Source organism: Pseudoalteromonas sp. A3 (assembly GCF_025942345.1).
GTDB lineage: Bacteria > Pseudomonadota > Gammaproteobacteria > Enterobacterales > Alteromonadaceae > Pseudoalteromonas > Pseudoalteromonas atlantica.
Window position 1 is genome coordinate 571,759 of sequence record NZ_JAPCKL010000001.1, and the last position, 12,732, is coordinate 584,490.

A 12,732-nucleotide genomic window follows, 5' to 3' on the forward strand; every position below is an offset into this window, starting at 1 on the left:
CTTTTTTGTCAGTATTGTTATTAACTTTATACTAAAGATTACTGCAGCAACCATACAGTTGCTGCATACGTATTCAGGTCACTATTGTGGTGTATTTATAACGAGTACCGTTGCGCTCATCGCTGGTAATTCAATGGTTTTGCCAAGCTTTTGTGTTTTTTGAGTAAATAAATTAAATGCTGTTGTGCTGTTAGGCATTACCTCTTGCATATACTCAATATTTTTTTGTAGCGCTTGTGTGTTTTTATTCATAAATACCAACACAGTTTGCTCGTCACTAATACGCGCATAACTATAAACCCCTTGTTGAGGCGTAAAGTGTACAAGCTTTCCTTTATCTAATGCTGAGCTGTTTTTTCTAAAGTTAAGCAGCGTACTGATGGTGTTATGCATCTCTTTTTGCTGCTTTGTTAAGCCCTCTTTGGTAAAGGCATTACGAGTTTGGCCTTCAAACCCGCCGGGGAAGTCGATTCTAATATCACCATGGTCTTTACTTGGGGTGTTATCTAATAGTACTTCCGTACCGTAATACATTTGCGCTATGCCACGTGTAGTTAAAAACAAGGTCATCGCCATTTTTGTTTTGGCTACATCTTGGCCAAGCTCAGTGTAAACACGGCTCATATCGTGGTTATCGGCAAATACCATAATGTTATTTGTATCAGGGTATAAAAAGTCATTAGCTAACGATTCATATACTTTAACCCAACCCGTGTTCCAGCTTTCATCTTCATTTAGCGCTTGAATTACCGACTCTTGCAACGAAAAGTCCATCACGCTTGGTAAGCTTGATGTATAGCCATCTTGGTTATGCTTTCCACGTTGCCAGTAAGAGGCAATAGCAGGGTTAGACGTCCACTCTTCTCCAACAATATTAAAATCTGGGTACTCTTGCATTATGGCTTTTGTCCAATCACTCAAAAATGCTTTATCTGAGTAAGAGTAGGTATCAACACGTATGCCGCTTAAATCAGCGTATTCTATCCACCAAATCGCATTTTGAATTAAGTATTCACTTAACAGTGGTTGGCGCTGATTTAAATCAGGCATGGTTTCTACAAACCAGCCATCGTTAAACTGGCGCTTGTCGTATTCACTGGCGTGTGGGTCTTGTATGGTTTGGCGCGCATGGCTGGTGGCATTTTTGCCTTTATTAAACTCACCATTAAAGTTAATCCAATCTTTAGTTGGCTTATCGTTAACCCAAGTATGCTCAGAGCCAAAATGGTTAAGGACCATATCCATTACCAGCCCTATACCCTGCTCTTTGGCTTTTACTGATAACGTTTTGTATAACTGGTTTGAGCCCATGCGTGGGTCAACCTTATAAAAGTCTGTAATTGCATAACCATGATAAGAATAATTAGGCATGTTGTTTTCAAGCACTGGGGTTAACCAAAGCTGTGTTACGCCTAAATCGTTTAAATAGGGAAGCGCGTTTATAACGCCCTGAATATCACCACCGTGGCGCCCACCTTTTATACTCGGGTTTGCCGCTTCTAACATGCTTGGGACGGTATCGTTTTGTTTATCACCATTAGCAAAGCGATCTGGGTTAATTAAATAAAGCGTATCAGCTGATGTAAACCCTTGACGCTGAGCGCTGTTTTTATCTCGCTCAAGAAGTGGAAACTCAAAGTTATTGCTCGTTTCGCTGCTATTAAATTCAAGCGTTCCGGCTTTAGCGGCGTCGGTAATGGTAATATTTAAAAATACATAATTTGGATTATCGGTACGGGTTACTTTATTTAACTTAACGCCGTTGTATTTAGCTAATTTAATTTGCTCGTTTGCAATATTTTGCTCATGAACCATGATGGTAATCGTGTTTTTGTTCATGCCAACCCACCAATTAGCTGGCTCAACGTCAAGTGCGTAGCTAGTGGTTGGTAAAGTACAGGCACTTACAAGTAAAAGTTTTTTTAAAAGTTGCATCATCAGGCCTTTTTAATTTTTGCTAAAAAATCTTTATGAGTGGGTAATTGATCTACCGTTGAGGTAATAAGCGTTTTTAGTGTTGTGAATAAATCGTTTAGTTGTTCACTACTGAGTGAGTCAACAATGCTGTTGTAATCTTCGGGGATAAGTCCTTGGCCAATAAACACCTGTTGCCAGGCAACTTCGGCAAATAATTCGTCGTTTTCGCGCACTACTTTGCCGGTTTGCTTAAATAATTTGAGCTTGTGAGCCAATGAGTCAGGAATGTCCATTTGCTTACATTGTCGCCAAAATGGGGAGTCCTCTCGCGCTGTTAGTGCGTAATGCAATATTATAAAATCACGAATGTGCTCTATTTCTATCACGCTTTGCTTATTAAATTCAGTAACTAAAGCTTCGCTTATGCCATTGTGTGGAAACAGCTTTATTAAACGGGTTACGGCACTTTGTATTAAATGAATACTGGTAGACTCTAGCGGCTCTAAAAAGCCACTGGCAAGGCCAACCGATACCACATTTTTATGCCATTGCTTTAACCGCCGCCCTGTTTTAAATTTAATCACCCGCGGCTCAGTCATTGGCTCAGCGGGTAAATTATCTATTAATAACTGCGTTGCTGCATCGTCAGATAAATAACGACTACAATACACTAAGCCATTACCTATTCGGCTTTGCAGCGGTATTTGCCACTGCCAGCCTGCGCTGTGTGCAATTGAACGCGTATAAGGTTTTAGCTCGCTAGTACCTTGAGACTGCACCGCCACGGCGCTATCACACGGTAAATAATGAGACCAATCGACAAAACCTGTGTTAAGGGTTTGCTCTATGAGTAAGGCGCGCTGGCCTGTAGCGTCTATAAAAAGGTCGCCATTTATCTGTTGTGTGTTATCAAGGGTTAATGATTTTATATTTCCTGATAGAGGGCATTGTTCAACCTGCTCTATTTTGGCATCAATATGCTCAACACCGCGTGATGTTGCGAGCTTTTTTAAAAACTCAGCATATAACGTTGCGTCAAAGTGATACGCATAACTCAAGCCAGGCAATTGTGTATTAGGTAGGGTATTTAAGGGTGCAAATTTATGCTGTTTAGCCGCTTGGTAGTTAAGAGAAAAATCCCATAAGCTTTCTTCTGCACCGCTAATATGCCCTTTTACCCAAAAATTGTAAAAATCGCAAAAGGGGAAGTCTTTTCCAAATGAGCCAAAAGCATGCATGTAGCTATGAGAGGGGGTTTTCCAATTTTCGAACTCAATTCCTAATTTTATAGATGCATTTGTAGCGTTTATAAAATCTTGCTCGTTTATACCCAGTGCATTGTTAAGTTGAATAATAGGCGGAATTGTTGCTTCACCCACGCCTATAGTGCCAATAGTACTTGACTCAATAAGGGTTATTTTAATTACTTTACCTAACACTTTATTAAGCAAGGCGGCTGTTATCCACCCTGCCGTGCCCCCGCCTGCGATTACGACGTGTTTTATTGGTTTCATATTATTGTCCACGTTTACAGTTTAAAGCTTTGTTAAGTTTGATAAATTTAGATAAAGTAGCTATAAAAAAGCCCTTGTAAAACAAATTACAAGGGCTCCTACACACAACCTTTATTATAGCTTGTAGCTAAAGCCTAACAAGTAAGTACGTCCGTAATCTTGGTAGTCACGAACTTGTAGTGCGTTATCGCCAGAAAGCGATGTAAACGGCTCTTCTGTTAAGTTTTGAACTTGGAACTGAATTGATAACCCTTCAAGGCTTTCAACACCGGCCTCACTAAAGTCGTAGCCCGCTTGAATGTCCCAAATTGTTTCGCCTAGGATATCCACTTGCTCGGTATCAAAACCTAGCCCGTATACATCACCTTTAAAGGCACTACGTTTACGCATGCTGGTACGCAGTTGAATACCATTCATTTCGTAGTAAACCGTTAAGCTCTGAATTTTGTCAGACAGACCCGGTAGCTCGTACTCATTACCGTTTTGATCTTCAATATCAGACTCAATACCTGTATGGCTTGCAATTAAACCAAAGCCTTCAAGTGACGGGTGGAAAATTTTAAATGGTAACGCTAGAGATAGCTCGTAACCGTATAGGTCGCCGCCACCGCCATTTACTTTACCACTGCCAGTACCTTCAGAAGTAGCTGGTATTTCACCTGTTGATGGGTCAGCAACGCCCGACATATCAATTTCGTATGTGCCGTCAAAAATCCACTGGGTTAAGTCTTTATAGAAAAACGCAGCAGAGAAGTAACCTTCATCACTAAAGTAGTTTTCGTACGTTAAATCGTAACCAGTTGCTTCTTTTGGCTCTAAATTAGGATTACCACCGGATACAGACCAGTAGTTACCATTTTCATCAGGCGTTGTGTTGTATGATGCATCAATAGATGAGTTCATTTCATCCAAGCGGGCGCGTGAGATTGTTTTAGCTGCACCAAAACGCACTGTTTGCTGCTCATCAATCGCAAGTGATAAGTTCAAACTTGGTAAAACGTGTGAATAATCGTGGCTAATATTGGTAGGTGATGCCACAACAATGCCATCTACAGTACTAAATGCATTACCTTGCGATGACTGATCAGTGTGAACGTAACGTACACCTATATTACCTGTTAACGCTAAGCCGCTTACTTCTGCATTAATATTAGCTTGTGCAAACGCTGAGGTAATTTCTTCTTTTACGGTCCACGATTTAGTTAAATGGCTAGTATTTGTTAAGCTTTCATCAAGTAAGTCGTAGTAGCCGTCATTAACAAGACCATTTACATCGTAGGCAATCATATCGCCCATGCCAATAAAGTCTAAATCAACGCTGCCCATTCGATACTGCTCTGGCACGGTAACTAAACCCGGGTTATCAAGTGAAAACCCAGATAACGTCATAAAGAAGCCCTGCGAATCTTTGGTTTTTTCGCGCTCTTTATAAGACATACCAAATTCAATTGAGCTGAAGTATTCGTTTTCTAATACTTTAGATGCCGCTAGTTTTAATGTAGATAACTCATCTTCAATTGTAGGTGCATTAATGAAACCATCTTGCGCTTGGTTTTCATACTCGGTGCCGGTTAAGCCATATTTATCATTTAAAGCAGAGCTTGCACCCCATGATAAAGGACCACCTAATTGCATTAAGCTGTAATCGCTGTAATCTAAATCGTGAGTAAACGTAGCACCTGTATTACCACCGTTAAATGTGTAACCTAGGTTATCTGCAACACCGCGAGCATCGCCTCGGCCTGTTCCAGAGTAACTCTCAAGACTCCAAATTTTACGGTCTACTTGAGAGTAACTTGCGTCAAACTCTACTGACCACGAGTCATCAATATCGTATTTAGTGTTAAAGCCAAACGCGGTTAATTCTGCTTCACGCTCTTCGTAGTCGTTACGCACAACCACACGTTGGCCATTTGTTACCGCACTGGTAATAAAGCCACTTGCGTCATCTACAGCTACGCTTGCAGGGTCAATCGAACCTTGACCCCATGCGAATGGAATTTCGATACCACGTAAGATTTTTTCGTCTGTAAAATCAACATATAACGCATCAAACGTCATGTTTAATTTGTCTGTAGGCGCGGCCTCTAGCACGAGCATCGCTGAGTCACGTTCTAGGGTTGATGAACGTACAAATGGTTTTGCACCCCCTAATATAGAGTACGTTTGACCATCATCAGCAGTAAATTCAGGGTAACCCCAAGAGTTCCAACGTTTTTCTTGATTTGGAGAGCTCATGGTATTTAGTGCAAACGCAACACCTATGGTGTCATCTGCAAATTGATCAATGTATGAAATAGTACCGCGGTAACCATCGTCGTTACCGTCTGGGTTTAGTTTATCAAAGCTAGTTTGCTCGTATTGGCCGTTAACTTGAAATACACGCTCGCCTTTGCTTAAAGGACGTACTGTTTGCATGTTAATAACACCGGCAATACCTTCTGCTTCAATACTTGCATTAGGCGTTTTATATACGGTAACGCCGCTCATAATTTCTGATGGGTAAAGGTCAAACTCTACGCCACGGTTATCGCCAATAGATACTTGCTCGCGGCCATTAAATGTGGTGCCACTTTCGTTTTCACCAAATCCACGAATTGATACTCTACTTGCGCGACCATCTAGGCGCTGCGCCGTTAAACCTGGTAAGCGTGCAATAGACTCAGCAATAGACGAGTCAGGAAGTTTACCTATATCTTCAGCTGAAATTGACTCAACGACTTGAGTAGAAAAACGCTTTGTGTTGATTGATTCTACAACACTGCCACGAAAGCCTTTTACTTCGATAACCTCAACGTCATCATTTTTAACTGTATCTTCTTGTGCTGCTACAGAGGCAAAGCTTGCTAATCCTGCAGTAGCCATTGCCAACGTTAATATACTTGGTTTGAACATAGACATGATGTTTTCCCGTTACCCATATTGTGATACTCGCTTCTTTATTTGAGTGATAGTCAAACAGGCGAGCTAATTTTGTTGTCAGCATCAATATTAACGCTCGAATTATTTTATTAACAACTTTATGCATACGTATTCAGTACTATGCAAAAGGCTAAAAGTTAACAATGTGTTCACAAATAAAACTTTAACCTACTGTTTTAAATAGTTTTATATTGGTGCAACCTAGTGATTTATTATCATTATAAAAATACATCAATTATTTACCTGAAATCCCTTTGTCATCGTTTGTAAATAGCGTTAATTAAAGGTTTTTTATAAATTTACACGCATATCTTTTGTAAAGATTACCAGATTAAATTGGTCTGACCAAAGAGTGGAATCACCAAAGCTGTGCAGCCCTTTAAAAATAAGCACCAAAATAGTCAGCTGTTTTAGTTACACTTAAATAAACACAATTGGTAAAATTGCTGCAGCGGTTTTTATGGGTAACTTTCCGCTTAGCTTAAACCGCTTTTATGTAAGTAAATTAGCTGCATACGTATGCAGACTTTTTACAGAGCAGCACCCTTCACGTATGCTTTTTGAAAATTTAGTGATTGTTTCAATCAAACTAATAACAATATAAATACTGTGTGGAACGACGGAGAAAAGCATGGCCCAACAGCAGTGGTATAAAGGTGCGGTTATTTATCAGGTTTACCCGCGAAGCTTTCAAGACAGCAATAACGATGGTATTGGTGATCTTAAAGGGATAATTAATCGCATTGATTACATTAAAAGCTTAGGCGTTGACGCTATTTGGATTTCTCCTTTTTTCAAATCTCCAATGAAAGATTTTGGCTACGACATAAGTGACTATCGCGATATAGACCCCATATTTGGTGACCTAAACGACTTTGATGAGTTAATAGATCAAGCACATAAACGCGACATTAAAATTATTATTGACCAAGTGTTAAGCCATACATCAGACCAACATCAATGGTTTTTAGATAGCCGCGAAAACCAAAACAATGATAAAGCTGACTGGTACGTATGGGCGGATGCTAAAGAAGATGGCACAGCGCCTAATAACTGGTTATCTATTTTTGGTGGCGGTGCTTGGCAATGGGAGCCTCGTCGCGGTCAATACTATTTACATAACTTTTTAACCGAACAGCCTGATTTAAACTTTCATAACCCAGATGTAAGAAAAGCTGTTTTAGAAAACGTAGAGTTTTGGCTTAAAAAAGGTGTAGATGGTTTTAGATTAGACGCTATTAACTTTTGCTACCACGATGCACAATTACGTGACAATCCAGCAAAGCCTAAAGATAAACGCCAAGGCCGTGGCTTTAGTGAAGATAACCCATACGCGTTTCAGTACCATTATTATAATAACACCCAGCCAGAAAACATTGAGTTTATGCAAGACATACGAGCACTACTTAATAAATACCCGGGTACTGTATCACTTGGTGAAATTTCATCGGAAGATTCATTGGCAACAATGGCAGAATATACCCAAGGCGGTGATAAGCTGCATATGGGTTACAGTTTTGAGCTACTCACGGATGATTATTCAAGTGAATACATAAGAGAAACCGTACAGACTCTAGAGCAACGCATGACTGAAGGTTGGCCGTGCTGGGCGTTTAGCAACCATGATGTAGAGCGTGTTGCGAGCCGCTGGAGCCAAAATGGTGAAATAAACCCAGCACAATGCAAAATGCTTACAGCCCTACTTGCTTCATTACGTGGTAGCGTATGTATGTACCAAGGTGAAGAGCTGGGGCTAGGTGAAGCCTCTGTAGCATTTGAAGACCTACAAGACCCATATGGCATTACCTTTTGGCCAAACTTTAAAGGTCGCGACGGCTGTAGAACGCCAATGCCATGGGAAGGTAACAACACACAAAACGCAGGATTTAGTGCTGCTAAACCGTGGTTACCGGTTGATAGCGCGCATACGCAGCAGGCTGTGTCTGTACAAGATAAAGATGCAAACTCTATACTTAATGCTTATCGTGAGTTTATGGCATGGCGTAAACAGCATACTGTGTTATTAGCAGGCGATATTAAGTTTATTGATACTGCTGAGCCTATCCTCGCTTTTTACAGAACGCTAAACGAGCAAACTATGTTATGTGTGTTTAACTTAGCTGATAGCAATCAAACATTTGAGTTGACTAAAACAGTGACTGAGGCGCATGACTCACTATCTCACTGTAATGCTACTTTAGATGGTAATAAACTAAACATGAGTGGTTTTGGCTGTTACTTTGCTTTTGTAAAATAAGAATGCCCTGACTAATAATACTCAAAAGCCCGATTTTATCGGGCTTTTTTGTGCGCTCAAATAGTGGGACTGCTATAGCCGGTTTTAAGACGAAATACAGGCCACCAAACCACTCACTTAACCTTTCTAATGTGATTGTGTTTTACTATTTAAATAATCAGTGAGCGCAAATAACACGCCAGAGCTTACAAAGGTGACATGGATAATCACTTTCCAAAATAGCTCCTCACTTGAATGAATATTAGAATTAATAAATACCTTTAAAAGCTCAACCGCAGATATGGCAACAATTGCGCTAATAAGCTTCATTTTTAAGCCTGAGAAACCTACTTTTCCCATCCATGACGGCCTATCTTCGTGGCCCTCAATATTAAGCTTTGACACAAAGTTCTCATAACCACTAAAAATAATAATAAGTAATAAACCAGCCAGTAAAGCGGTATCAACGAGGGTAAGTACACCCACCAATAACTCTTGGTTTGTTGCACTAAAAGTGGCAATACCCATTAAATAAAGTTGCTTAAAAAACTTTATTAATAGCAATATTACAGCAAATAGTAGGCCTATAAAAAACGGGGCTAATAACCAGCGCCCTTTAAATATAAACGACTCTAAGCCCTGCTCTACTTTGTGTATTTTACGAGGCGTACTGGTTGGTTTTGCTTGGTGTTCTGACATTAACTTATCTTTTTATAAAAAAGCGACCTTAGCTTATAATTTATTACAACACAATTACTTATATAATTATTTAAGCGTAATTTACTCATCTTGACGATAAAAATTTTTCGTTATCTTTTATTTTGATTTCGATTAAAAATTACTACACCAACAGAGTTGTTCTGCATTGGGCACTATTTAAATACAGCTTTAAAATGTATTTAAATCGTTAAACCATTTATTTAGGAATCAACAAATGAATAAAGCATTGCTAGCATTAATAGTTGCACCACTTTTTGCTGTATCTGCAACGGTTGCAATCGCAGACGATGCACCAGTAGCTTCTGCACAAACAATTAAAGAATACACAGATATGTGTGTAAATTGGGCTAAAGATGATGATGTAAGTAACGACGATCTATTTGGCTATGTTCTTCAATGCGTTAATGATGAATTAGAGTCTGAAGGCTACAAAAAAGTATCTACTGTACAAATCTAAACAATAAAAAATATGCGGCTAATAAAGCCATTGCGACGCATATAATCATAAAAAAACCGGAATGACACAAGCTGTGCATTCCGGTTTTTATTTGTCTTAGGCTAAATAAATTTTAAGGTTTATTCAGCTTCTTTTTTTGCTTTAGGTTTAGCTGGCGATTTTTTTGCAGCCGCTTTCTTTTTAGGCGCTGCTTTTTTCTTCGCTTCTTCTACCCATTTACCCGCTTCGTAGTGAGCGGTCCAGCCTGTGGCTTTTCCGTCAACTTCAGTCATCACGTATTGCGCTTTATTTTTACGGCTATAACGTACTACGGCTAAATTACCATCAGGATCTTTTTCTGGCGCATCAGCTAAGTAATAAAACTTAGGTGAAATACGCTCTCTAAAACGCTTTAGCTCAGCCACTTTAGGCGCGCGCGTCTCGCGTGATTTAGGGAAAGTGTTAGCCGCCAAGAAAATACCTGCAGCCCCGTCACGTAAAACAAAATAAGCTTCTGACTTTTCACATTCAAGCTCAGGTATGTGCACAGGATCTTCTTTTGGTGGCGCAGCTTCGCCGTTTTTAAGTAACTTACGCGTATTTTTACACTCTTCGTTGTTACAGCCAAAATACTTACCAAAGCGGCCCGACTTAAGCTCCATGTCTGAGCCACATTTATCACATTCGATAATAGGCCCATCGTATCCTTTAATTTTAAAGGTACCTTGCTCAACGATATACCCTTCACATGCCGGGTTATTACCACAAACATGTAATTTACGGGTTTCGTCTATTAGGTAAGAGTCCATAGCCGTTTCACAGATTGGACAGCGCTTCATTTGCATTAATGTTTCAGTTTCAATGTCCTCAACATCTGCCGCAACCGCTTCATCCCCTGATACTAGGTTCATAGTGGTTGTACAACGCTCTTTAGGCGGTAAGTTATATCCTGTACAGCCTAAGAAAACACCCGTTGATGCCGTGCGAATACCCATTTTTCTGCCACACGTAGGGCAGTCAATGTCGGTTTCGACCATTTGATTAAGGCGCATTCCGCCTTGCTCTGGCTCATCTTTGGCTATGTTTAATTGCGTAGAAAAATCAGCATAAAACTTATCAAGCACTTGGGTCCATACACGCTCGCCTTCGGCGATATCATCTAAACGACCTTCCATTTTTGCGGTAAAATCAAAGTTCATTAAATCAGTGAAGTTTTCAACCAAACGGTCGGTTACTATTTCGCCCATTTTTTCAGCGAAAAAACGACGGTTTTCTACCCGTACATAACCACGGTCTTGAATTGTTGAAATAATTGATGCGTACGTAGATGGACGACCAATACCACGTTTTTCAAGCTCTTTTACTAAACTTGCTTCACTAAAGCGCGCTGGCGGTTTAGTAAAATGCTGCTTAGGGTCAAGCTCAATTAAACTAAGTACTTCACCTTCTTTTACTGCTGGCAGCGATTGATCTTCTTCATTCTTTTTACGTACCGCAGGTTGTACTTTTGTCCAACCATCAAAGCGAAGCACTCGCCCTTTTGCTTTTAGTTGAAACTCATCAGCGGCCACAGTAAGCGTTGTTAAGTCGTACTCTGCAGGTACCATTTGACAGGCAACAAACTGACGCCAAATTAATTCGTACAGTTTTTTGGCATCGGCATCAACACCTTCAACATGCCCAGAAAGTACAGTGACACTTGAAGGACGGATCGCTTCGTGCGCTTCTTGTGCATTGCCTTTAGAGCTGTAGCTAATTGGGTCTTTAGGTAAGTACTTTGCACCAAACTCTTGCGTTACATAATCACGACACATTTCAACTGCATCTTTTGACAGATTAGTTGAATCGGTACGCATATAAGTAATGTAACCGCCTTCATAAAGGCGCTGTGCAAGCATCATTGTTTTTTTAACGCCATAGCCTAAACGTGTACTGGCGGCTTGTTGCATGGTTGAAGTAATAAAAGGCGCACTTGGGCGGCTTTTGCTGGGTTTTTCTTCAACACTTATTACTTTATATTCGGCTGCCTCAAGGCTTTTAACTGCGGCTGTAGCCTGAGCCTCATTTACCGGCTTAAATGGCTTGTCTGCTTGTTTGGTGACTTCTAAGCGTAATTGTGACTCAGTATTTTTAACATCGGCGTGTATATCCCAAAACTCTTCTGGAATAAACGCTTTGATTTCACGTTCGCGCTCTACTAATAAACGTACCGCAACCGATTGCACACGCCCAGCAGAAAGCCCGCGCGCTACTTTAGCCCATAATAATGGCGATACCATAAAGCCAACTACACGGTCTAAGAAGCGGCGTGTTTGTTGTGCATATACCATGTCGGTATTTAGTTCACCAGGTGTTTCAAACGCTTGTTGAATCGCATTTTTTGTAATTTCGTTAAATACAACGCGTTTATATTTTTCAGGCTCACCACCAATAATTTCTTGAAGGTGCCAAGCAATTGCTTCCCCTTCTCTATCCAAATCCGTTGCGAGATAAACTTGGTCTGCATTTTCGGCCAGCTTTTTTAACTCTTGAACTACTTTCTCTTTACCTGGCAAAATTTCGTAATGTGGCTCCCACCCTTTTTCAGGATCAATACCCATACGTGCAACTAAGTTAGTGTAATCTCGTTGCTGTTTATACGCTGCCTTTTCTTCAGGCTCCATTTTACGAACTTCAGCTGGCGTTTTAGTCGCCGGTACTTTAGCTTTGTTCGAACCTGAAGTAGGTAAATCACGCACATGTCCAATACTGGACTTTACGATGAAGTCTTTACCTAAGTATTTATTAATTGTTTTAGCCTTAGCAGGTGACTCTACAATTACTAGCGATTTGCCCATAGTTGCCTATTTCTAACCAAATATTTAAATGTGTTTTGCCGACATAAACGGCGCGAATATTTATAGGTATATCTACAAACACCTATTGTTACAAGCTTTTAATACAAACTTTTCAGTATTTACTGAATAAACAAACAATTTTTGTTGTTA

At 40.2% G+C, this 12,732-nt stretch carries 7 protein-coding genes; 2 read left to right on the forward strand and 5 right to left on the reverse strand.

Features of this window, described 5'->3' with window-relative positions; all coding sequences use genetic code 11:
- Positions 1-81: 81 nt before the first annotated feature.
- From OIZ54_RS02570 to OIZ54_RS02580, 3 genes are all read right to left on the reverse strand, one after another.
- A complete protein-coding gene (locus tag OIZ54_RS02570; RefSeq protein ID WP_264389615.1) occupies positions 82-1,938 on the reverse strand; it encodes a glycoside hydrolase family 13 protein in 1,857 nt (618 codons plus the stop codon).
- Positions 1,938-3,431, reverse strand: coding sequence for a tryptophan halogenase family protein (locus OIZ54_RS02575; RefSeq protein ID WP_264389616.1), 1,494 nt, complete (start codon positions 3,429-3,431; stop codon positions 1,938-1,940). The genes OIZ54_RS02570 and OIZ54_RS02575 overlap by 1 nt, the downstream gene beginning before the upstream one ends.
- A 114-nt stretch (positions 3,432-3,545) precedes the next feature.
- Positions 3,546-6,332 carry a TonB-dependent receptor gene (locus tag OIZ54_RS02580; protein ID WP_264389617.1) on the reverse strand — a complete coding sequence of 929 codons (2,787 nt, stop codon included), beginning with the start codon at positions 6,330-6,332 and terminating at the stop codon, positions 3,546-3,548.
- A 652-nt stretch (positions 6,333-6,984) separates the two neighbouring features.
- On the opposite strand from OIZ54_RS02580, the gene OIZ54_RS02585 reads away from it, so the two are divergent.
- Positions 6,985-8,610, forward strand: a complete 1,626-nt coding sequence (locus tag OIZ54_RS02585) for an alpha-glucosidase family protein (protein WP_096041840.1) — start codon at positions 6,985-6,987, stop codon at positions 8,608-8,610.
- Between the two features lie 126 nt (positions 8,611-8,736).
- Here OIZ54_RS02585 and OIZ54_RS02590 read toward each other — a convergent pair whose 3' ends face one another.
- A complete protein-coding gene (locus tag OIZ54_RS02590) occupies positions 8,737-9,288 on the reverse strand; it encodes a TIGR00645 family protein (protein ID WP_264389618.1) in 552 nt (183 codons plus the stop codon).
- A 235-nt stretch (positions 9,289-9,523) separates the two neighbouring features.
- Between OIZ54_RS02590 and OIZ54_RS02595 the strand changes: the two genes are divergently transcribed.
- The gene (locus OIZ54_RS02595; protein ID WP_004587793.1) at positions 9,524-9,766 is read left to right on the forward strand and encodes a hypothetical protein; all 243 of its coding nucleotides are present in this window, start codon (positions 9,524-9,526) and stop codon (positions 9,764-9,766) included.
- A gap of 119 nt (positions 9,767-9,885) precedes the next feature.
- Here the strand turns inward: OIZ54_RS02595 and topA are convergent, their stop codons facing one another.
- Positions 9,886-12,582: a type I DNA topoisomerase gene (gene topA, locus OIZ54_RS02600; RefSeq protein WP_004587792.1), complete on the reverse strand. Its 2,697-nt coding sequence runs from the start codon at positions 12,580-12,582 to the stop codon at positions 9,886-9,888.
- Between the last annotated feature and the right edge of the window lie 150 nt (positions 12,583-12,732).

What these genes read in the sequence shown, in the direction of transcription:
- OIZ54_RS02575 (WP_264389616.1), bottom strand. Translation starts at nt 3,431, where the DNA reads ATGAAACCAATAAAACACGTCGTAATCGCAGGCGGGGGCACGGCAGGG.
- OIZ54_RS02590 (WP_264389618.1), bottom strand. Translation starts at nt 9,288, where the DNA reads ATGTCAGAACACCAAGCAAAACCAACCAGTACGCCTCGTAAAATACAC.
- topA (WP_004587792.1), bottom strand. Translation starts at nt 12,582, where the DNA reads ATGGGCAAATCGCTAGTAATTGTAGAGTCACCTGCTAAGGCTAAAACA.
- OIZ54_RS02580 (WP_264389617.1), bottom strand. Translation starts at nt 6,332, where the DNA reads ATGTCTATGTTCAAACCAAGTATATTAACGTTGGCAATGGCTACTGCA.
- OIZ54_RS02595 (WP_004587793.1), top strand. Translation starts at nt 9,524, where the DNA reads ATGAATAAAGCATTGCTAGCATTAATAGTTGCACCACTTTTTGCTGTA.
- OIZ54_RS02570 (WP_264389615.1), bottom strand. Translation starts at nt 1,938, where the DNA reads ATGATGCAACTTTTAAAAAAACTTTTACTTGTAAGTGCCTGTACTTTA.
- OIZ54_RS02585 (WP_096041840.1), top strand. Translation starts at nt 6,985, where the DNA reads ATGGCCCAACAGCAGTGGTATAAAGGTGCGGTTATTTATCAGGTTTAC.